The sequence below is a fragment of the Klebsiella sp. w6 genome, assembly GCF_033100215.1.
GTDB lineage: Bacteria > Pseudomonadota > Gammaproteobacteria > Enterobacterales > Enterobacteriaceae > Klebsiella > Klebsiella variicola.
On the sequence record NZ_CP136907.1, the window covers coordinates 3,649,435 to 3,668,996 of the forward strand.

At 56.8% G+C, this 19,562-nt stretch carries 21 protein-coding genes; 10 read left to right on the forward strand and 11 right to left on the reverse strand.

Annotated elements, in window-relative coordinates; all coding sequences use genetic code 11:
* Nucleotides 1-10: 10 nt before the first annotated feature.
* Entirely contained in the window at nucleotides 11-340 is a 330-nt protein-coding gene (tusE, locus tag R0140_RS18110; RefSeq protein WP_002898457.1) for a sulfurtransferase TusE, read from the forward strand.
* Here tusE and yccX read toward each other — a convergent pair.
* From yccX to R0140_RS18125, 3 genes are read right to left on the reverse strand one after another with little or no spacing between them, the layout of a single operon-like run.
* Nucleotides 337-618, reverse strand: coding sequence for an acylphosphatase (gene yccX / locus R0140_RS18115; protein ID WP_012542291.1), 282 nt, complete (start codon nucleotides 616-618; stop codon nucleotides 337-339). The two genes, tusE and yccX, sit on opposite strands and share 4 nt — an antisense overlap.
* Nucleotides 619-666: 48 nt before the next feature.
* Nucleotides 667-1,455, reverse strand: coding sequence for an AraC family transcriptional regulator (locus R0140_RS18120; RefSeq protein ID WP_064144003.1), 789 nt, complete (start codon nucleotides 1,453-1,455; stop codon nucleotides 667-669).
* Nucleotides 1,456-1,472: 17 nt separating this feature from the next.
* Complete coding sequence (locus tag R0140_RS18125) at nucleotides 1,473-2,027, reverse strand: YbhB/YbcL family Raf kinase inhibitor-like protein (protein WP_008805901.1); 555 nt, start codon at nucleotides 2,025-2,027, stop codon at nucleotides 1,473-1,475.
* Nucleotides 2,028-2,217: 190 nt separating this feature from the next.
* On the opposite strand from R0140_RS18125, the gene rlmI reads away from it, so the two are divergent.
* Nucleotides 2,218-3,420, forward strand: a complete 1,203-nt coding sequence (rlmI, locus tag R0140_RS18130; RefSeq protein ID WP_317703874.1) for a 23S rRNA (cytosine(1962)-C(5))-methyltransferase RlmI — start codon at nucleotides 2,218-2,220, stop codon at nucleotides 3,418-3,420.
* A 59-nt stretch (nucleotides 3,421-3,479) separates the two neighbouring features.
* Complete coding sequence (gene hspQ, locus R0140_RS18135; protein WP_002898441.1) at nucleotides 3,480-3,797, forward strand: heat shock protein HspQ; 318 nt, start codon at nucleotides 3,480-3,482, stop codon at nucleotides 3,795-3,797.
* A 29-nt stretch (nucleotides 3,798-3,826) separates the two neighbouring features.
* Here hspQ and R0140_RS18140 read toward each other — a convergent pair whose 3' ends face one another.
* Entirely contained in the window at nucleotides 3,827-4,240 is a 414-nt protein-coding gene (locus R0140_RS18140) for a CoA-binding protein (RefSeq protein ID WP_002898434.1), read from the reverse strand.
* Between the two features lie 153 nt (nucleotides 4,241-4,393).
* Here R0140_RS18140 and mgsA point away from each other — a divergent pair, with 153 nt between their 5' ends.
* Nucleotides 4,394-4,852, forward strand: coding sequence for a methylglyoxal synthase (gene mgsA / locus R0140_RS18145; protein ID WP_008805898.1), 459 nt, complete (start codon nucleotides 4,394-4,396; stop codon nucleotides 4,850-4,852).
* Between the two features lie 11 nt (nucleotides 4,853-4,863).
* Here mgsA and helD read toward each other — a convergent pair whose 3' ends face one another.
* Complete coding sequence (gene helD / locus R0140_RS18150; protein ID WP_016160584.1) at nucleotides 4,864-6,918, reverse strand: DNA helicase IV; 2,055 nt, start codon at nucleotides 6,916-6,918, stop codon at nucleotides 4,864-4,866.
* A gap of 124 nt (nucleotides 6,919-7,042) precedes the next feature.
* Here helD and R0140_RS18155 point away from each other — a divergent pair, with 124 nt between their 5' ends.
* On the forward strand, nucleotides 7,043-7,489 hold the full coding sequence (locus tag R0140_RS18155) for a YccF domain-containing protein (RefSeq protein ID WP_008805896.1): 447 nt from the start codon (nucleotides 7,043-7,045) through the stop codon (nucleotides 7,487-7,489).
* Nucleotides 7,490-7,506: 17 nt separating this feature from the next.
* Nucleotides 7,507-9,642, forward strand: coding sequence for a YccS family putative transporter (yccS, locus tag R0140_RS18160; protein WP_008805895.1), 2,136 nt, complete (start codon nucleotides 7,507-7,509; stop codon nucleotides 9,640-9,642).
* Between the two features lie 13 nt (nucleotides 9,643-9,655).
* Here yccS and R0140_RS18165 read toward each other — a convergent pair whose 3' ends face one another.
* A complete protein-coding gene (locus R0140_RS18165; protein ID WP_012542296.1) occupies nucleotides 9,656-10,252 on the reverse strand; it encodes a TfoX/Sxy family DNA transformation protein in 597 nt (198 codons plus the stop codon).
* 350 nt (nucleotides 10,253-10,602) lie between these two features.
* Between R0140_RS18165 and sulA the strand changes: the two genes are divergently transcribed.
* Nucleotides 10,603-11,112 (forward strand): SOS-induced cell division inhibitor SulA, encoded by a 510-nt coding sequence (gene sulA / locus R0140_RS18170; protein ID WP_008805893.1) that lies wholly within the window; start codon nucleotides 10,603-10,605, stop codon nucleotides 11,110-11,112.
* A 352-nt stretch (nucleotides 11,113-11,464) separates the two neighbouring features.
* On the forward strand, nucleotides 11,465-12,517 hold the full coding sequence (gene ompA / locus R0140_RS18175) for a porin OmpA (RefSeq protein ID WP_008805892.1): 1,053 nt from the start codon (nucleotides 11,465-11,467) through the stop codon (nucleotides 12,515-12,517).
* 110 nt (nucleotides 12,518-12,627) lie between these two features.
* Here ompA and matP read toward each other — a convergent pair whose 3' ends face one another.
* The gene (matP, locus tag R0140_RS18180; protein WP_008805891.1) at nucleotides 12,628-13,080 is read right to left on the reverse strand and encodes a macrodomain Ter protein MatP; all 453 of its coding nucleotides are present in this window, start codon (nucleotides 13,078-13,080) and stop codon (nucleotides 12,628-12,630) included.
* Between the two features lie 185 nt (nucleotides 13,081-13,265).
* On the opposite strand from matP, the gene R0140_RS18185 reads away from it, so the two are divergent.
* Both R0140_RS18185 and fabA read left to right on the forward strand, forming a co-directional pair.
* Nucleotides 13,266-15,023: an AAA family ATPase gene (locus R0140_RS18185; protein ID WP_012968609.1), complete on the forward strand. Its 1,758-nt coding sequence runs from the start codon at nucleotides 13,266-13,268 to the stop codon at nucleotides 15,021-15,023.
* A gap of 69 nt (nucleotides 15,024-15,092) precedes the next feature.
* Nucleotides 15,093-15,611: a bifunctional 3-hydroxydecanoyl-ACP dehydratase/trans-2-decenoyl-ACP isomerase gene (fabA, locus tag R0140_RS18190; protein WP_012542300.1), complete on the forward strand. Its 519-nt coding sequence runs from the start codon at nucleotides 15,093-15,095 to the stop codon at nucleotides 15,609-15,611.
* 68 nt (nucleotides 15,612-15,679) lie between these two features.
* Here fabA and rmf read toward each other — a convergent pair whose 3' ends face one another.
* From rmf to pqiA, 4 genes are all read right to left on the reverse strand, one after another.
* Nucleotides 15,680-15,847 (reverse strand): ribosome modulation factor, encoded by a 168-nt coding sequence (gene rmf, locus R0140_RS18195; RefSeq protein ID WP_002898396.1) that lies wholly within the window; start codon nucleotides 15,845-15,847, stop codon nucleotides 15,680-15,682.
* 253 nt (nucleotides 15,848-16,100) lie between these two features.
* Nucleotides 16,101-16,664, reverse strand: a complete 564-nt coding sequence (gene pqiC / locus R0140_RS18200; protein WP_008805888.1) for a membrane integrity-associated transporter subunit PqiC — start codon at nucleotides 16,662-16,664, stop codon at nucleotides 16,101-16,103.
* Nucleotides 16,664-18,301: an intermembrane transport protein PqiB gene (gene pqiB / locus R0140_RS18205; RefSeq protein WP_008805887.1), complete on the reverse strand. Its 1,638-nt coding sequence runs from the start codon at nucleotides 18,299-18,301 to the stop codon at nucleotides 16,664-16,666. The genes pqiC and pqiB overlap by 1 nt, the downstream gene beginning before the upstream one ends.
* Complete coding sequence (pqiA, locus tag R0140_RS18210; protein WP_012542302.1) at nucleotides 18,291-19,559, reverse strand: membrane integrity-associated transporter subunit PqiA; 1,269 nt, start codon at nucleotides 19,557-19,559, stop codon at nucleotides 18,291-18,293. The genes pqiB and pqiA overlap by 11 nt, the downstream gene beginning before the upstream one ends.
* Between the last annotated feature and the right edge of the window lie 3 nt (nucleotides 19,560-19,562).

Below are 19,562 nucleotides of genomic sequence, written 5' to 3' on the forward strand. Positions count from 1 at the left end.
GTGAAAAATCATGTTTATTTTTGAAGGCAACGAAATTGAAACGGATAGCGAAGGCTATCTGAAAGATACCACCCAGTGGAGCGAGGCGATGGCGGAAGTCATTGCCGCGCAGGAAGGGATAACGCTCGCCGTTGAACACTGGGAAGTGGTGCGCTTTGTGCGCGAGTTTTACCTTGAGTTCAACACCTCTCCGGCGATCCGCATGCTGGTGAAGGCGATGGCCAACAAGTTTGGCGAAGAGAAAGGCAACAGCCGCTATCTCTATCGCCTGTTCCCGAAAGGCCCCGCCAAACAGGCGACCAAAATCGCCGGGCTGCCGAAGCCGGTGAAGTGCATCTAATAGAGAATCGCGAATTTTTCCCAGCTGCGGGTGGGTTGATGGGGTTCGGTTAACACCCGGTCAACCCGCGCGCTGCGCGGCCCCCCGGCTTTCAGCCAGGCGATGAGTTTCTCCACCTGCTCTGCCTCGCCGCAGGCAAGCACTTCCACCCCGCCGTCGTCCAGATTACGGGCATAGCCGGTCAACCCCAGTTGCAGCGCTTCCCGCTGTGTTGAATAGCGAAATCCCACGCCCTGAACCGAACCGTAAACCCATGCCATCGTGCAGATACTGGCCATTATCATCTCCTTTTCGCTCACACTTTACGCTGAGGATAGCAAATTCGCTCAGCGTACGTGCTTCGGCAGTAAACCATAATGCTGACGGAAGCGCGCGGTAAAGCGCGATCCCGACTGATATCCGCTGTTCTGCGCGATTTCGCCTATTGGCCGCGAGGTGGTCTGCAGCTGCCCCAGGGCGTGAGCCATCCGCACCTCCTCGACGATCTGGCGAAAACTCTGCGATTCCTGCTGCAGCCGACGGCGCAGCGTGGACTCGCCGAGAAAGAGCATTTTCGCCACCCGCGACACGCTCCATGCCTGCGCCGGCGACAGCATGACCAGTTGTCGAACCTGCGCCGACAGATCCTGCTGCCGCTCGACGAGCAGCGGGCCCGCATAGCCCGCCTCGTGCAGGGCCAGCAGCAGGCCCATAGTCTGGTGGAGCTGTAGAGAGGTGGATAATCCCTCCCGCACCGCCTGCAGAACGCTTTGCCACATAAACGCCAGCGCTGTCGTCACCGGGGCGCAGAGCGAGGTCAGACGCCCTGGGGGTGGTTCGCTGAGATAACGGGTCTTAAACGTCGTCAGCAGCTCGGGGGTCAGCGACAGCAGATCGGAGCAAAACAGGCCGTTCTCCGGCTGGTTAATCACCTCCAGCTCAACGTCAGCCGGCAACACAATCAGCTGTTGCGGCGTCGCCAGCACCCGGCTCTCCCCTTGCACAATCACTTTGCTGCCGCGTTTCACCCGACAGAGCGCCGGGGAGAATAGCCGCACCCGATGCAGTCTGCACAGCCGTCGGGTGGTGACCTCTGCCGCGGTTAAGGCGTTATGCTGAAAGTGGATACTCTCCATCGGATCGACCCTTTATTTTAGCGCCCGGCCATCGCCGTCAACTGTACGCTGGCGAGAGCATGGCTGTGTAACAGATAGCCGACCAGCGCCCCGCTGGCCCCGGCATCCACCGGCAGCGTAGGGACATCCAGCGCCCATACCGTAAAGCGGTAGCGATGCGGTTTATCTCCCGCCGGCGGACAGGCGCCGCCGAAACCGGCATAGCCAAAATCGTTGCGGCCCTGTACCGCTCCGCCCGGCAGTGTAGCGCTGTTTTTATCTCCCGCGCCAGCGGGCAGCGAAAAGACGCTGCTGGCGATATTGACCACCGTCCAGTGCCACCAGCCGCTGCCGGTAGGCGCATCGGGATCTCTGACAGTGACCGCGAAGCTTCGCGTCCCCGCCGGGGCATTTTTCCATGCCAGCTGCGGAGAGACATTGCCTCCGGTACAGCCGAAACCGGCAAACCAGTGCTTCCGGGCCAGCGCCTGCCCGTCATGCATATCATCGCTGCTCACGCTAAACGGCGCAGCCATCGCGCCACTACTCACTGCCGCGACCATCGCCACGGCCATGCGGATACCTGTTTTCATCGTCTGCTCCTCGTTGGGGTGAGAAAACAGGGTATGAGAGTCCGCACAAACTGAATGTGCCGAAGCGCCTGCATTTTGTGCCGAAACGCTCACCTGTGCCTGCCGGGCGAAAGATGCTTGCGTGCGCCAGGTGTGCTACTCTACGCGCCATTTTTCGGTGCCGACATTCCCGTTGCTTAAAGGTAGCTCCATGACAGATTCCCTATTCCCCCGCTTAGTGTTAGCCAAAGGACGCGAGAAATCCCTGCTGCGTCGCCATCCGTGGATTTTCTCCGGCGGCGTCGCCCGCATGGAGGGTAAAGCCCGCAGCGGTGAAACCATCGATATTGTTGACCATCAGGGAAAATGGCTGGCCCGCGGCGCTTACTCGCCGTCGTCGCAGATCCGCGCCCGCGTGTGGACCTTCGACCGCAATGAAGCCATCGATAGCACCTTCTTTGAACGCCGCCTGCAGCAAGCGCAAACCTGGCGGGCATGGCTGGCCGAGCGCGATGGTCTCGACAGCTACCGTCTGATCGCCGGCGAGTCCGATGGGCTGCCGGGCGTCACTATCGACCGCTTTGGCAACTTTTTCGTGCTGCAGTTGCTCAGCGCAGGCGCCGAATACCAGCGGGCCGCCATCATCAGCGCCCTGCAGAACCTGTTCCCGGACTGCGCCATTTACGATCGCAGCGATGTCGCCGTGCGTAAAAAAGAGGGACTGGAGCTGGCCCAGGGGCCGGTGGTGGGCGAGCTGCCCCCGGCGCTGCTGCCGATCACCGAGCACGGCATGAAACTATTGGTTGATATCCAGGGCGGGCACAAAACCGGCTACTACCTCGACCAGCGCGACAGTCGCCTGGCCACTCGCCGCTATGTCGCGGATAAGCGGGTGCTGAACTGCTTCTCTTATACTGGCGGCTTTGCGGTGTCAGCGCTGATGGGCGGCTGCCGCCAGGTCACCAGCGTGGATACCTCTCAGGAAGCGCTGGACGTCGCCCGACAGAACGTCGAGCTCAACAGACTGGATCTGTCCAAAGCGGAATTTGTGCGCGACGACGTGTTCAAACTGCTGCGTAAATACCGCGATCTGGGAGAGAAATTCGACGTGATCGTGATGGATCCGCCGAAATTCGTGGAAAACAAAAGCCAGCTGATGGGCGCCTGCCGCGGTTATAAAGATATCAATATGCTGGCGATCCAGCTGCTGAACCCCGGCGGCGTGCTGCTGACTTTCTCCTGCTCCGGCCTGATGACCACCGATTTATTTCAGAAAATCATCGCCGATGCCGCAATTGATGCCGGGCGTGATGTACAATTTATAGAACAGTTCCGTCAGGCTGCCGACCACCCGCTGATCGCAACCTACCCGGAAGGGCTGTATCTGAAGGGGTTTGCCTGTCGCGTCATGTAACTTGAAAAACGAAACATGAGCCTCATATAGGGAGTATTCATGTTTCCCAGGAGGTGCCTATGATAGCCAGCAAATTCGGTATCGGCCAACAGGTCCGCCATACGCTCTTGGGCTACCTGGGTGTCATCGTCGATGTCGATCCCGAGTATTCACTCGCGGAACCGGAAGAGGATGAGATTGCCGCCAATGACGAACTGCGTGCGGCGCCCTGGTACCATGTGGTGATGGAAGATGATGATGGTCAGCCGATCCACACCTATCTGGCAGAAGCGCAGCTGAGCAGCGAAACCCGCGACGAACACCCGGAACAGCCGTCCCTCGATGAACTGGCCAAAACGATTCGTCAGCAGCTGCAGGCTCCGCGCCTTCGCAACTAAAACAAAACCCCGCCAGGCGGGGTTTTTTGTTATTTTGCTAATCCCAGTCGCGGTAGCTCAATGGCCGGGCAACGATCCATCACCACGTTTAACCCGGCTTCTCTGGCCAGCACTGCGGCCTGCTCATTGATCACCCCCAGCTGCAGCCACAGCGTTTTCGCGCCGATGGCTATCGCCTCCTGCGCCACGCCCCACGCCGCTTCTGAATTACGGAAGACATCAACCATGTCGACCTTTTCCGGAACGTCGGCGAGCGTCGCATACCCTTGCTGTCCCAGCAGCGTCTTGCCCGCCACCTTCGGCGAAACCGGGATAACGTGATACCCCTGATCCAACAGATACTTCATGACCCGGTAGCTCGGGCGGTCAGGTTTATCGCTGGCGCCAACCAGCGCAATCGTCCGTGTCGACGTCAGGATGCCGGCAATATCGTTCTCTTTCATGGGTTCCTCCTGCTATTTCACCTAAGTGTATGCTAATCCGCAGCAGGCGGCCATCCAGGCTAACCCACAGATTCGACAAAATTTTCACCCCGATGCTTGCAGCGGCAGCCACATTCAGTAATCTGTCTGCAGGTCAAAATGTGGAATGAAAATATGGAACTGACAACTCGTACCCTGTCCGCGCAAAAACATATCGCGCTGGTGGCTCACGATCACTGTAAAGATATGCTGATGAAATGGGTCGCTCGCCATCAGGCGTTGCTGGCGCAACACGTCTTGTATGCCACCGGCACCACCGGTAACCTGGTCTCGCGGGCTACCGGACTGGAGGTCAATGCCATGCTGAGCGGCCCGATGGGCGGTGACCAGCAGGTTGGCGCGCTTATTTCAGAAGGCAAAATCGACGTGCTGATCTTCTTCTGGGATCCGCTGAACGCCGTGCCTCACGACCCGGACGTCAAAGCGTTGCTGCGCCTGGCCACCGTCTGGAACATTCCGGTCGCCACTAACGTCTCCACCGCTGACTTTATCATCCAGTCACCGCACTTTAATCAGCCGCTCGATATTCTGATCCCGGATTATCCGCGTTATCTTGCCGAGCGCCTGAAATAACCCACACGTGATTAGGGTTTCCTGGCCACCGGCACATCCAGGGCCTGCAGGATGTCGACAAACGGCGAAGGTTGCGCTTTGTTAAACAACAACCACACCCGATGACGTGCGCGGGTTATCGCCACGTACAGTAGTCGACGCTCCTCCGCATCAGGAAAATCTTCCGGCTGCGGCAGGAGCGCCTGCTCCATGATCGACTCGCGCGCCGGCGCGGGAAACGCATCCTCTCCCTCCTGCAGTCCCAGCACAATCACATAGTCCGCCTGCTGGCCCTTGCTGGCATGAATAGTCATAAAATCAAGCTGCAGATGCGGCCAGCGCGTCGCCGCCTTGTTGAGCGCGTCGGGCTTCAGATGATGGTAACGGGCAAGCAGTAGGATCCGCTGCTCGGGCTTAACGTAGCCGCTCAGTTTATCCAGTAAATCATCCAGCTTATCGTCGGCTAACAGCGTGACGGCCTTTTTATCGCCCGCCGTCAGGCTGTTCAGCGGCTTACTTAACTGATGCGGATTCTGCTGGATAAAGCCATTGGCGATTTCGCCAATGCGGCCGTTAAAGCGATAGGTGGTATCCAGCGCGCAGCTATCCCCTTCGCCAAAGTAATGATTAAACGCGGTGGTCAGGGAAAGCTGGGCCCCGCTGAACCGGTAAATCGCCTGCCAGTCATCCCCGACGGCAAAGAGCGTGGTTTGGCTGTTCTGCCGGCGTAATGCAGCCAACAGCGAGGCCCGCTGCGGCGAGATATCCTGAAATTCATCCACCAGAATGTGTTTCCAGGGGCTGACGAAGCGGCCTTTATCGAGAATATTGACCGCCTGATGGATCAGGCCGGAAAAATCGACCGCATTCTCGGCCTTCAGCGCCGCCTTCCACTCTTTCATCAGAGGCGACATCAGTTTCACCCGTTTACTGAACTGATCGCGTACCGCCTCCGGCGCCCCGGCAATCATCTCTGCCTGGGAGCCGCCGTGCATACGCATCAGGCTGACCCAGCGGTCGAGCCGGCTGGCCATACGCCGCTGCACCTTCTTGTCCTGCCAGAAATCGCCTTCCGGCAGTTGCCAGCCCATCTCCTCTTCCAGCCACAGGCGCCAGCCTTTCGCCTGCGCTTTTTTCTCCTGACACTGCTGCTGCCAGCTTTTCACGAGCAGCGCCTGACGAGCTGCGCTATCGCTTTCCAGTTTACTGATGGTGGGGACTTTTTTGCTGCCCTGCTGAATAATATGTAGCGCCAGCGAGTGGAAGGTACGCGCGGTGATATCGTCGGATGCAAGACGCTCGCGGATCCGCGCATCCATCTCTTGCGCCGCCTGGCGGCCGAATGCCAGTAACAAAATTTGCTCTGCTGCCGCTTCTCCCCGCGCCAGCAGCCAGCCTGCCCGCGCCACCAGCACCGAGGTTTTGCCGCTGCCCGCGCCCGCCAGCACCAGCAGGGAACGCTCGCCGTTCACCACCGCCCGTGCCTGTGAGGCATTAAGAGGGGACGACTCAACGCCGTCAAAAAAGCCGCGATACTGCTCAAGCATCGCCTCGGTGAAGGCCTGGTTATGGGCCAGGCGTGTCGCTTCAATATCCCCTAACCAGCGCTGACACTCCCGCCACAGCTCCCGACAGTTGTCAAAGGCCTCAAGCCGGCTGGAGGGCATCGGCAAACCAGTCAACGCCTGGCGAATGTTATCCTGCACATCCGCCACCTGCTGACGCGTCAACCATTTGCCTTCCGCACGGGTGCGCTCGATCGTCGCCAGCTGCCGCTTCAGTACGCCAGCGGCGATGTCGCTCATTTCCGCGCTCCACTGCTCCCAGAGCGTTTGTAAATGGTGATAGAAGCGCTGCGTTTCGCTCCACTCGGTACCGTGCAAACGCACGACTTTGCTGTCAGGCAACACAAACTCCAGTTCGCCCCAGACCAGACCGCGCTTACAATGCACTGACAATAACTGATTGAAAGGGATAAGATACTCGTGACGGTCGCCGGAAACCTTTACGCCGGCGTTCAGTAACTGCACCCGATCATAAGGGTGCTGAGCCATGCGTTTGCCCAATGTTGTCGCTTTAAGTTCCATATAATGTCGATTTTCAATCAGGGTGGATTGTTTTTCAGTTTAACCGCCCGGGACCAGGTGCTCCAGCGCAAAAAAACGTTACAATTGTCAGGTCTTATTATCCACAGGGCAAAACCGAGGCTTTATGCGTACCATTCTGAATATTTTGAACTTTATCCTTGGCGGTTTCGCCACCACTCTAGGCTGGCTGCTCGCCACGCTGGTTAGCATCGTTCTGGTCGTCACGCTGCCGCTGACCCGCTCCTGCTGGGAAATCACCCGACTCTCCTTATTTCCATACGGTAACGAGGCGATTCATGTGGATGAGCTGGAGCCGGGCCGTAAAAATGGCCTCCTCAACGCCGGCGGCACCGTGCTGAATATTCTGTGGTTCATTTTTTTCGGCTGGTGGTTGTGCCTGATGCATATTTTCAGCGGCATAGCTCAATGTCTGACCATTATTGGCATCCCGGTGGGGATCGCGAACTTTAAAATTGCTGCCATTGCCCTTTGGCCGGTAGGACGTCGGGTCGTCTCTGTGGAAACCGCGCGTGCCGCACGTGAAGCCAATGCGCGTCGTCGCTTTCAGTAACCGAACGGAACACGGACATGATTAGCCCCCTGCTACGCCGCTATACCTGGAACAGTGCCTGGCTTTATAACGTACGGATCTTTATCGCGCTCTGCGGCACAACGCTGTTTCCCTGGTGGATCGGCGAAGTCAAACTGACCATCCCTCTCACCCTTGGCGTTGTTGCCGCGGCCCTGACCGACCTCGACGACCGGCTGACCGGTCGTCTGCGCAACCTCGCCATTACCCTGGTCTGTTTTTTTATCGCCTCCGCCTCCGTGGAACTGCTGTTTCCGTGGCCGCCGCTGTTTGCCCTCGGCCTGACCGTGTCTACCATCGGCTTTATTTTGCTCGGCGGCCTCGGCCAGCGCTATGCCACCATCGCCTTCGGCGCCCTGCTCATCGCCATCTACACCATGCTCGGCGTCACACTGTACGATCACTGGTATCTACAGCCGTTGTTCCTGCTGGCGGGGGCTGTGTGGTACAACCTGCTGACGCTGTCCGGGCACCTGATTTTTCCGATTCGGCCATTGCAGGACAACCTGGCGCGTAGCTATGAGCAACTGGCTCGCTATCTGGAGCTCAAATCCCGGCTGTTTGATCCTGACCTGGAGGATGAGAGCCAGGCGCCGCTGTACGATCTGGCCCTCGCCAACGGCCAGCTGGTGGCCACGCTCAATCAAACCAAAGTCTCACTGTTGACCCGGCTGCGAGGCGACCGGGGTCAGCGCGGCACCCGCCGCACCCTGCAGTACTACTTTGTGGCCCAGGATATTCATGAACGCGCCAGCTCATCGCATATTCAGTATCAGACTCTGCGCGATCAATTCCGCTACAGCGACGTGATGTTCCGTTTCCAGCGCATGCTCTCGATGCAGGCCCAGGCCTGCCAGAAGCTCTCGCGGGCGATTTTACTGCGCGAACCCTACCAACATGACGCCCATTTTGAACGCGCGTTTATGCATCTCGACGCGGCGCTTGACCGTGTGCGCGCCAGCGGCGCGTCCGACGAGCAGATCAATGCCCTTGGGTTTTTACTCAATAACCTGCGCGCTATCGATGCGCAGCTGGCCACGATTGAATCGGTGCAAACGACCGCGCCTGCCGGGAGCAACACCGAGACGCTGTTGGCCGACGACAGACTCGGCGGGCTGAACGACATCTGGCTGCGTCTGCGGCGCAACATGTCGCCGGAGTCCGCTCTCTTTCGCCACGCGGTACGTATGTCGCTGGTGCTCTGCGCCGGCTATGCCTTTATCCAGTTTACCGGGCTCCAGCATGGCTACTGGATCCTGCTGACCAGCCTGTTTGTCTGTCAGCCGAACTATAACGCCACCCGCCACCGACTGGCGCTGAGGATCATCGGCACGCTGGTGGGGGTGGCGATCGGCCTGCCCGTCCTGCTGCTGGTGCCTTCGATTGAAGGGCAACTGGTGTTGATCGTGCTCACCGGCGTGCTGTTCTTTGCCTTTCGTAACGTGCAGTACGCCCATGCCACCATGTTTATTACGCTGCTGGTGCTGCTGTGCTTTAACCTGCTTGGCGAAGGTTTTGAGGTCGCGCTACCGCGCATTATTGATACCCTGATCGGCTGCGCCATCGCCTGGGCGGCGGTCAGCTTCATCTGGCCGGACTGGAAATTTCGCAATCTGCCGCGCGTCCTGGACCGGGCGATGAACGCAAACTGCCGTTATCTGGATGCCATTCTGGAGCAGTATCACCAGGGCCGCGACAACCGTCTGGCCTATCGTGTCGCCCGCCGTGATGCCTACAACCGTGATGCCGAACTGGCCTCCGTGGTCTCGAATTTGTCGACTGAACCGCGCGCGGATGGCGCCCAGCGCGAGACCGCTTTTCGCTTGCTGTGTCTCAACCATACCTTCACCAGCTACATCTCCGCTCTCGGTGCGCATCGGGAAAAACTGTCCACCCCCGATATTCTTGCCCTGCTGGATGATGCTGTTTGTTATGTTGATGACGCCCTGCACCATACCCCCGCCGATGAACATCGGGTGCAGAAGTCTTTGACCAGCCTGCAAAGCCGGATCCAGCATCTGGAACCGCGCGCGGACAGTAAAGAGCCGCTGGTATTACAGCAGATTGGCTTGTTGCTCGCGCTGCTGCCTGAAATTTGCCGCCTGCAACAACGCGTTCACGCTCAGACAGAATAACGGCGGCTGTCCGCTAGCGGGCTCCAGCCCATTCGAGCAGCTCCTGACGCCGCAGCGTCGGGAGCGCGGCGGCGTGAACGCCGACAATCGCCCCCTCCAGCGCCAGCAAGACGTTGAGCGACAGAGAGGCGTTGTTTTCTCGTAGCCGTTGCCAGGCCTGCTGAGCGCCTACCTCCCGAAGCGTCCTGACATCCGGTATGCCCGCGTGGATCAGCTGCAATTCCATATGAAAGCTGATATTGGGTAAATCCTTCAGACGGCCCGACGCCCGTCGGTGGTTCTTTTCACGCTGCGCACTCTGCCACGACAACAACGACAGCCGAAAAAGCTGAGTCTCATCGCGCCACAATGCGTCGTCAATTTGATAATACTTCATCGGCACGATGCGCCCATGTCGGCGCAGCGTTAATAAAGGATTGCGATGTTCAACCCGATACGCGGCGCTCTGCTCGCAGGCCCTCAGGTAAATATCGCCCTCTGCCACCATCGCAAACACCGTATCATCAATGGCCAGGCTATAGCCGCCAAAAAGCGGACGAGAATGTAACTGACCCAGCGGCGAGACGCAGGCCTGAAATTGCGGGAACCGCGGACATACTAGTTTTCTCATGATCATTCCTTTGTTAATCATGTAATTAAACTTAAGTTGTTAACGGATCCGCTAAGAGAAAACATAAGGGACTTCCCGAACAGCAGCAAGATGATTTTCGCCGACTTTTCCACCAGAATGCGGTTTTGCGAGACGCTTTCAGAAAATCACTGACGTTGCTGCAATCAACAGGGTGGAAAGAAATCATTAGCCGGCATTAAGGATATCGTTGAGGAGAGGTGCGCATCGCTATAAATCAGACGCGGCGGGAAATGATTAAATTTCAGCCAGCAAAATGGCAAATTGCGGTTGATCTTTTCCCCAGGTAGATATACTGTATATGCATACAGTAACTACAGGCGGGATAGACTATGTTTACTTCAGCTCACGCAAATCGTTCAGCACAGGCTTCTGCTTCTGCAGGCCACTACGCTCATCGTTCTGGCGAACAGACCGCCAATGGGCTGATCAGTGAAATTGTCTATCGTGAAGATCAACCCATGATGACACAGTTACTGCTGCTACCTTTATTACAGCAGCTGGGTCAACAGTCTCGCTGGCAGCTGTGGCTCACGCCGCAACAAAAGCTTAGCCGCGAGTGGGTCCAGTCTGCCGGTCTACCGCTGTCTAAAGTCATGCAAATTAGCCAGCTGTCACCCTGCCATACCGTAGACTCAATGATCCGCGCGCTGCGCACCGGTAATTATAGTGTGGTTATCTGCTGGCTAACGGAGGAGCTAACCGCGGAAGAGCATGAGCGTCTGGTCAATGCCGCCCAGGAAGGTTGCGCGATGGGATTCATCATGCGCCCGGTGAGAAATCAAGGCACGCTCGGCAGACAACTCAGCGGGCTAAAAATTCACTCAAATTTGTATCATTGAGTGAAATTAGGATTATTCCTGGAATTTTTTTTACCGATGGTAAAGACACAGCGTTTTTCAGGGACTTTTTCGCGCAATGCCTGTCACACGGGGATTTCTGCCTTTTTTCTGCGTACGAAAATCAACCATATTTGTTAAATATTGTGTACACAACCCTTTTTTTTCATATGCCTGACAGAGTTCACACTTGTAAGTTTCGAACTAAGTTGTAGACTTTACATCGCCAGGGGTGATCGGCTTACGCTGCATGTATCAGCATAGTTAACAACAAGTCACGCCCCGGGTGAAGGATTTAACCGTGAGGTCTTTTGTAACTTCATGGCGAATTTTGGATGATAATGAGGCGCAAAAAATGAAAAAGACAGCTATCGCGATTGCAGTGGCACTGGCTGGCTTCGCTACCGTAGCGCAGGCCGCTCCGAAAGATAACACCTGGTATGCAGGTGGTAAACTGGGTTGGTCCCAGTTCCATGACACTGGCTGGTACAACAGCTCTCTGAACAACAATGGTCCAACCCACGAAAGCCAGCTGGGCGCTGGTGCGTTCGGTGGTTACCAGGTTAACCCGTACCTCGGTTTCGAAATGGGTTACGACTGGCTGGGCCGTATGCCGTACAAAGGCGACCAGGTTAATGGCGCATTCAAAGCTCAGGGCGTTCAGCTGACCGCTAAACTGGGTTACCCGATCACTGACGATCTGGACATCTACACCCGTCTGGGCGGCATGGTATGGCGCGCAGACTCCAGCAACAGCATCGCTGGCGACAACCACGACACTGGCGTATCTCCGGTATTTGCTGGCGGCGTAGAGTGGGCTGTGACTCGTGACATCGCTACCCGTCTGGAATACCAGTGGGTTAACAACATCGGCGACGCGGGCACCGTTGGCGTTCGTCCGGACAACGGCATGCTGAGCGTGGGTGTTTCCTACCGTTTCGGTCAGGAAGATGCTGCGCCGGTTGTAGCTCCGGCTCCGGCTCCGGCTCCGGAAGTGACTACCAAGCACTTCACCCTGAAGTCTGACGTTCTGTTCAACTTCAACAAAGCAACCCTGAAACCGGAAGGTCAGCAGGCTCTGGATCAGCTGTACACCCAGCTGAGCAACATGGATCCGAAAGACGGTTCTGCAGTTGTTATGGGCTTCACCGACCGTATCGGTTCCGAAGCTTACAACCAGCAGCTGTCTGAGAAACGTGCTCAGTCCGTTGTTGACTACCTGGTTGCTAAAGGCATCCCGGCTGGCAAAATCTCCGCACGCGGTATGGGTAAATCCAACCCGGTTACTGGCAACACCTGTGACAACGTGAAAGCTCGCGCTGCACTGATCGACTGCCTGGCCCCGGATCGTCGTGTAGAGATCGAAGTTAAAGGCTACAAAGAAGTTGTAACTCAGCCAGCGGCTTAAGTTATAACTGATGAAAAAACCCGCCTCGGCGGGTTTTTTTATGCCTTCTCTCCCGCTTTTGCGGTGGTGGGCCCCATATCAGAGTAGCCTCTGACAGGCCGCCGTAAAGACTACTCTTTGCCTAACAGTTCCTGCAGATCGTGTTTCAGGCTCGACATTTTGCTGGCGTACTTCTCTTTATGCTCAGCATCCTCAATCAGCTGCACGATGGTTTCGGACAAGGTTTTACCCCGCCGCTGCGCCAGGCCGGCAAGACGCTGCCAGACGACAAACTCTAGATCGATAGACTTCTTGCGCGTGTGCTGATGCTCCGCGTTAAAATGCCGTTTCCGTCGCGCGCGGATGGTCTGCTTCATGCGGTTCATCAGCGCCGGATTCATATGCTGCTCAATCCAGGCATGCACCAGCACAGGTTCATTCTCGAGCGTCAGCAAGTCATCTACCGCAGCTTGCGCAGCGCTGGCCTCAATGTAGCGGGTAATCAGCTCACCTTCCCGGTGCTTCTTTACCAGATATTTCCATTTCCAGCCGCTTTCAAGATTTTCCAGTTGTTGATATTTCATTGCGATCTCAATGTGACCGTGTAACTCATTTCAGGATATCAGTTTTTTCCTGATGTGCTGAATATAAATCATTATTCGTGATGTGTATGGCCGGGGAATCATCGGGGTAATCATAATCCTCCGTGTGCTCAGTCGCGGCATCAGGTATAATTGCGCGCTTTACATCTAACTAAAAAACAGCGACTTTGACCATTACGAAACTGACCCGAACCGACCTTGCGCCCGATATGGAACCTTATCAGGCGCTGTTTGCCCAAGCTGATCTCTCTCAACCGGCCCCCTCCCTCTCGGGCGATCTGCAGCCGCGTCTGTTCTACGCGCTTGAGCAATTGCTGTGCACGCCGGCAGTCTCCTCCTTCATGCTGGTGAAAGCCCCCGAAGAACCGGAGTATCTGCAATGGCTGACGGCAGAAACCCGTACGCTGCATGAACCTACCGCCCCGCTCTACGGGGTCCGCTATGACGTTGACGGCGCTCGCGTGACGCTCTCCCCGGCGCAACGGGCTGAGGATAATTTTGCCAGCACCGCCCCGGTCGTCGCGGCCGATTGGGTAGAGGCGGAACAGCTGTTTGGCTGCGTACGCCAGTTTAACGGCGACATCACCCTCCAGCCAGGCCTGGTTCATCAGGCCAATGGTGGCGTGCTGGTAATCTCGCTTCGCACACTGCTGGCGCAGCCGCTTCTGTGGGTGCGCCTGAAAAATATGGTGACCCGTCAGCGGTTTGACTGGCTCTCCATCGATGAGTCGCGCCCGCTGCCGGTCAGCATTCCCTCCATGCCGCTGAGCCTGAAAGTCATGCTGGTCGGCGAACGCGAATCGCTGGCGGATTTCCAGGAAATGGAACCAGAGCTTTGCGCTCAGGCGATCTACAGTGAGTATGAAGACACTTTGCAGTTTGCTGACGCCGAGACGCTGAAAGCCTGGTGCCAGTGGGTATGGCAAAATGCCCAGCAGCTGACGCTGCCAGGTCCGGCGGCCGACGCCTGGCCACTGCTGATCGATGAGGGGACGCGCTACACCGGCGATCAGGAGACCCTGCCACTCAGTCCGCTATGGATAGCCCGCCAGCTGCGAGAGGCCGCCGCGTTCTGCGAAGGCGAGGAGATTACTGGCGAAGAAATGCAGACGATGCTGGCACGCCGGGAGTGGCGTGAAGGCTACCTCGCAGAACGAATGCAGGATGAAATCCTGCAGGAACAGATCCTGATTGAAACCGAAGGCGAATGCGTCGGGCAGATCAACGCCCTGTCGGTGATTGAATTCCCCGGCCATCCGCGCGCATTCGGTGAACCTTCGCGCATCAGCTGCGTCGTGCACATTGGTGATGGCGAGTTTATTGATGTCGAACGCAAAGCCGAGCTCGGCGGCAATATTCATGCGAAAGGCATGATGATCATGCAGGCTTTTCTGATGTCCGAGCTGGAGCTGGAGCAGCAGCTTCCGTTCTCCGCTTCGCTGACCTTCGAACAGTCCTACAGTGAAGTGGACGGCGACAGCGCCTCCATGGCTGAACTCTGCGCCTTAATCAGCGCGCTGGCCAATGTGCCGATTAATCAGAGCATTGCGATTACCGGTTCTGTTGACCAGTTTGGTCGCGTGCAGCCGGTCGGCGGTCTGAACGAAAAAATTGAAGGTTTCTTCACTATCTGTCAACAGCGCGGGCTAACCGGTAAACAGGGCGTCATTATCCCTGCGGCCAACGTTCGTCATCTCAGTCTTAGCCATGAGCTCCGTCAGGCCGTTGCCGAAAACCAGTTTGCCATCTGGGCCATTGACGATATTACCGAAGCGCTGCCGATGCTGACCCAACTGATGTGGGACGGTGAAGGGCAGACGCTGCGACAAACCATTCAGGAGCGGATAGCGCAGGCGACCCAGCAAGAGACTCGCCATCGTTTTCCGTGGCCGCTACGCTGGTTAGGTGGGACAAGTTCTAACTGATCGGACTTGTTCAGCTTACACGTGTTAGCTATCCTGCGTCCCGAACTTAAAATAAGGCTTACTGAAAACATGGTAGATAAACGCGAATCCTATACAAAAGAAGATCTTCTTGCCTCTGGTCGTGGTGAACTGTTCGGCGCGAAAGGCCCGCAGTTGCCAGCGCCAAACATGCTGATGATGGACCGCGTCATCAAAATGAGCGAAACCGGTGGTAACTATGACAAAGGTTATGTTGAGGCGGAACTCGACATCAACCCGGACCTGTGGTTCTTCGGTTGCCACTTCATCGGCGATCCGGTGATGCCGGGCTGCCTGGGCCTGGATGCGATGTGGCAGCTGGTCGGGTTCTATCTTGGCTGGCTCGGCGGCGAAGGCAAAGGCCGTGCGCTGGGCGTTGGCGAAGTGAAATTCACCGGTCAGGTTCTGCCGACCGCGAAAAAAGTCACCTACCGCATCCACTTCAAGCGCATTGTTAACCGTCGTCTGATTATGGGCCTGGCGGATGGCGAAGTGCTGGTTGACGATCGTCTGATCTATACCGCGAACGATCTGAAAGTCGGCCTGTTCCAGGATACTTCCGCTTTCTGATAATTATCGGCAGCGATTAAAAGGCGAAGCCCCCGCTATGCGGAGGCTTCTTTTTTAAAGAGACAGTGTCAGGCCGTTAGTACCCTGTCCTCCATGGCTTCTCGCCAGCCTCCCAGCCACCATGAGCGTTGATTCAAGCTCTGGTATGGACACATTTCTTTCGATCTCCCCGCGATACCCGCTTGATATCCACGTTGATGTGCCCGTTCCAGGCGATCTCGTTTTTGTCTCTTCATGCCTCGTTTCCCTCATTCTTTGATCTGGTGGAAAAGAAAACAGTGGTCGCAAATTGTGCAGCCACGGGTTACGAATACCGCGAAATGAAGACAACGTCAATGCGCAAAATTCACGCCAGTGTCATATTTGTGACCTATATAAGAGTTCATTTTTTGTTCATTCGGCGCAACGCTCGGTAACGAACTGACCTGGCAAAAAAAATGCCGCGCGGCTCAGATGAACCGCGCGGCATATCACTTTTATGAAATTTACTTATGGCAGACGGTTAAGCTCGCCGGCAATGGCCACCGCCTCCTGGCTCCACGCCTGGGCCAGGGTCTTCACCATCGCGTCATAGCCATCCTGCTGCTGCTTGAGCACGATGTTAAACGGGCGCTTAATCAACTGTCCCTGATGCTTCAATAGCCACTCGCCGCTGACGATAACCCGCCCGTCGTAGCGCCCGTGAAAGCCATTTACCGCCACATTGAGCGTATCCTGCTCGCTGCCCAAGGGTTGGGACGACACTACCCAGCCCGGCAACTGCTGGCTGAGGTTTGCCACCAGCGTAGTACGCAGCTGCTGGTCCAGCGGGCTGGCCCACAGATTATTATTGGCGATTACATACTGCACATCGGTGGTTTGATAGACCACTCCATTGCCCGCCAGATAATCCGGGATGCTGACCTGCTCAACCCACAGCAGACGTGCCCCCTGGCTGGCGGCGCTCTGCGCGCCGCCCTGCACCACCGGCAACTGGTAATATGTTTTGCTCTCACCGCCGCTACTGCACGCCGTCATCACGCAAACGGCTGCCACCAGTAACCATTTTTTCATTATTTCGCTCCCTTCGGCTGTGGGTCTTTTTTATCCTTCGCCTCAAATACCAGCGCATTGCTCTTATCATTGAGCGTTTTCAGGACCGGCTGCAGCTCACGCAGCACCTGATCCAGACGCTGCATATCGGCCACCATCTTATTGTAGGCCGCGGAGCCCGGCTGGAAGCCCTGCATGCTGCGGTTCAGCTCGCGCAGCGTCGTCTGCATATCGGCAGGTAGCTGCTGCATCGACTGACTGGAGGTGATCTTATTCAGACTATCCAGCGTGGTCTGTACATGCTGCATGGTCTTCTCGCTTTGCGCCAGCGTACTGGTTGCCTGTTCCAGTAGCGGATTGAGCGGCAGGTTATTGATTTTATCCAGCGCATCCATCAGACGCTGCTGGATCTGCGCCAGTCCACCGCTAATGGTCGGGATAATCGGATAGCCGTTAAACTCCTGAATTTTCCCACGCGGCGGCGCTTTCGGATAGAAGTCGAGATCGATATACAGCGCGCCGGTCACCAGGTTACCGGTTTTCAGCGAGCCGCGCAGTCCGCGGTTGATCAGATCGTCAATGTGAGCGCGAATATTCGGATCGCCGCCGAGCTGGTTGACCAGACGCTGCGGTTCAACCCGCACTTCCACCGGAATGCGATAGTCATCGTTCAAACGCTGCTTCAGCCCAGGAATAAAGAACGGCACTTTGCCGACGGTTCCCAGACGGATGCCGCGGAACTCCACCGGCGCGCCGGGCTGCAGGCCACGAACCGAGTCTTTGAAGAACATCACGTAATCGATATGCTCGGTAAAGACCGAATCCTGGATGCTCTTCTGATCGTCAAACAGGTGATATTCCGTTTTGTTCGCCACCGGCTCGCCGAGGTCCAGTCCTTCCGGAATATCGAAGCTCACCCCGCCGCCAAACAGCGTCGACAACGAGCCCATCTCGACGCGCATCCCCGCCGCGGTCAAATCAACGGCGATCCCGCTGTCCTTCCAGAAGCGAACGTTAGTGGTCACCAGGCGGTCATTAGGCGCGTTGATGAACAGCTGATAAGTGATATGACGTTTCTGCGCATCAAAGGTGCTGGTTTCCACCGACCCCACGCGATAACCGCGGAACAGCACCGGGTCGCCTGGCGACAGCTGGCCTGCCTTGCTGCTTTCCAGCAAAATCCGGATCCCCTTGGCATCCGGCGAGGCCAGCGGCGGAGAATCCAGCAGCGGATACTGCGCCGGCACCGAACCTTTCGACCCCGGCTGCAGTTCAATATAGGCCCCGGACAATAATGTCCCGAGACCACTGATCCCCTCGCGCCCTACCTGCGGTTTCACCACCCAGAAGACGGAATCGTTATGCAGTAATTTCTGCATGCCGGAATTGAGGCGAGCTTTGATTTCCACGTGGGTTAAATCGTCGGTCAGCGTCGCGCTCTCTACCACCCCAACATCCACGCTGCGGCTCTTGATCCGGGTTTTTCCCCCTTCAATGCCTTCCGCGTTAGTGGTGATCAGCGTGACCTCTGGTCCCTGATGGCTGTAATGATAAAACAGGATCCACGCTCCGATCAGCGCAGTGACGATAGGGAAGATCCACACCGGTGACCAGTTCTTCACCTTCTGCACTTTCGCTTCTCCGCTCTTATTTTCCATGTTGTTGTATTTCCTCATGGCTTGAATCTGGCTCACGATCCCACAGTAAACGGGGATCAAACGTCATCGCTGAAAACATGGTCATCACCACCACCAGCGCAAACATGACCGCGCCGATGGCGGGATAGATATTCATCAACCCTCCCATGCGCACCAGCGCAGAGAGCACGGCGATGACAAAAACGTCAATCATTGACCAGCGGCCAACAAATTCCACCACTTCATAAATCAGATGCATGCGTTCCGAATCGCGCGCGCCGTTGCCGTTAGCATTCCAGCACAGCCAGGCGATAGCGATCATCTTCAGCGTCGGCACCATAATACTGGCGATAAAGATCACCAGCGCCACCGGATAGGAGCCCTCGCTCCACAGTAACACCACCCCGGCCATAATGGTCGACGGCATTTTATCGCCCAGCAGATCGGTGATCATGATCGGCATAATATTGGCGGGAAGATAGAGAATAAATGAGGTCACCAGCAGCGCCAGCGTCCACTGCAGGCTATTTTTACGCCGCGCCGTCCCTTTGCTGTGACAGCGCGGGCAGACGGTCTGGTCGGCCGGTAACACCGCCGTGCAGCAGCCGCAGGAGCGCAGCCCCTGGCGGATCCCGGCTACCCCGACCTTCAGCGGCTGGGTAATCGCCGGCATAGGGGCAATATCATCCCATAGCCAGCGGCGGTCGACGCACTGGAAGGTGCGTAACTGCAGCAGGCAAAACATGCACCAGGGAATAAAGCTCAGGCCGATGCCGATATCGCCGTAGGCCATCAGTTTGACGAAGCTCACCAGCACGCCGGCAAGAAAGATCTCCGCCATGCCCCAGGTCTTGAGGTGAAACAAAATGCGCGCCAGAAACGCCTTAAGCCCAGCGGGCATCCTGACCCGATTGACCAGCAGCAAAATGGTGACCAGACAAAAGGCCGGTACCAGTTGCACAAAGAGTAAAAAGAAGGTGCCGAGGCTGGCGTAATCCTCGGTAAACAGCACGTTGGGAATTTCCAGCAGCGCTATTTCGCTGCTGATGCCACCCACTTTCATATAGATAAAAGGAAAGAGGTTGGCCAGCAGCAGCATAAACAGCGCGACCAGCGCGTAAGCCGTGGGACGCTGGCGAGGCGCGTCCCACGTGGTGGTTAACGTTGTACCGCAGCGCGGGCAGGCGGCTTTCTGGCGATGCTCAAGCTGCGGCAAAGCCACCAGCAAATCACATTGGGGACATAAAATATGTCGCGCAGCATGATGGTGATCGCACATGAC

Coding starts and splice junctions, on each gene's coding strand:
- tusE (WP_002898457.1), top strand. CDS start 11: ATGTTTATTTTTGAAGGCAACGAAATTGAAACGGATAGCGAAGGCTAT.
- yccX (WP_012542291.1), bottom strand. CDS start 618: ATGGCCAGTATCTGCACGATGGCATGGGTTTACGGTTCGGTTCAGGGC.
- R0140_RS18120 (WP_064144003.1), bottom strand. CDS start 1,455: ATGGAGAGTATCCACTTTCAGCATAACGCCTTAACCGCGGCAGAGGTC.
- R0140_RS18125 (WP_008805901.1), bottom strand. CDS start 2,027: ATGAAAACAGGTATCCGCATGGCCGTGGCGATGGTCGCGGCAGTGAGT.
- rlmI (WP_317703874.1), top strand. CDS start 2,218: ATGACAGATTCCCTATTCCCCCGCTTAGTGTTAGCCAAAGGACGCGAG.
- hspQ (WP_002898441.1), top strand. CDS start 3,480: ATGATAGCCAGCAAATTCGGTATCGGCCAACAGGTCCGCCATACGCTC.
- R0140_RS18140 (WP_002898434.1), bottom strand. CDS start 4,240: ATGAAAGAGAACGATATTGCCGGCATCCTGACGTCGACACGGACGATT.
- mgsA (WP_008805898.1), top strand. CDS start 4,394: ATGGAACTGACAACTCGTACCCTGTCCGCGCAAAAACATATCGCGCTG.
- helD (WP_016160584.1), bottom strand. CDS start 6,918: ATGGAACTTAAAGCGACAACATTGGGCAAACGCATGGCTCAGCACCCT.
- R0140_RS18155 (WP_008805896.1), top strand. CDS start 7,043: ATGCGTACCATTCTGAATATTTTGAACTTTATCCTTGGCGGTTTCGCC.
- yccS (WP_008805895.1), top strand. CDS start 7,507: ATGATTAGCCCCCTGCTACGCCGCTATACCTGGAACAGTGCCTGGCTT.
- R0140_RS18165 (WP_012542296.1), bottom strand. CDS start 10,252: ATGAGAAAACTAGTATGTCCGCGGTTCCCGCAATTTCAGGCCTGCGTC.
- sulA (WP_008805893.1), top strand. CDS start 10,603: ATGTTTACTTCAGCTCACGCAAATCGTTCAGCACAGGCTTCTGCTTCT.
- ompA (WP_008805892.1), top strand. CDS start 11,465: ATGAAAAAGACAGCTATCGCGATTGCAGTGGCACTGGCTGGCTTCGCT.
- matP (WP_008805891.1), bottom strand. CDS start 13,080: ATGAAATATCAACAACTGGAAAATCTTGAAAGCGGCTGGAAATGGAAA.
- fabA (WP_012542300.1), top strand. CDS start 15,093: ATGGTAGATAAACGCGAATCCTATACAAAAGAAGATCTTCTTGCCTCT.
- rmf (WP_002898396.1), bottom strand. CDS start 15,847: ATGAAGAGACAAAAACGAGATCGCCTGGAACGGGCACATCAACGTGGA.
- pqiC (WP_008805888.1), bottom strand. CDS start 16,664: ATGAAAAAATGGTTACTGGTGGCAGCCGTTTGCGTGATGACGGCGTGC.
- pqiB (WP_008805887.1), bottom strand. CDS start 18,301: ATGGAAAATAAGAGCGGAGAAGCGAAAGTGCAGAAGGTGAAGAACTGG.
- pqiA (WP_012542302.1), bottom strand. CDS start 19,559: ATGTGCGATCACCATCATGCTGCGCGACATATTTTATGTCCCCAATGT.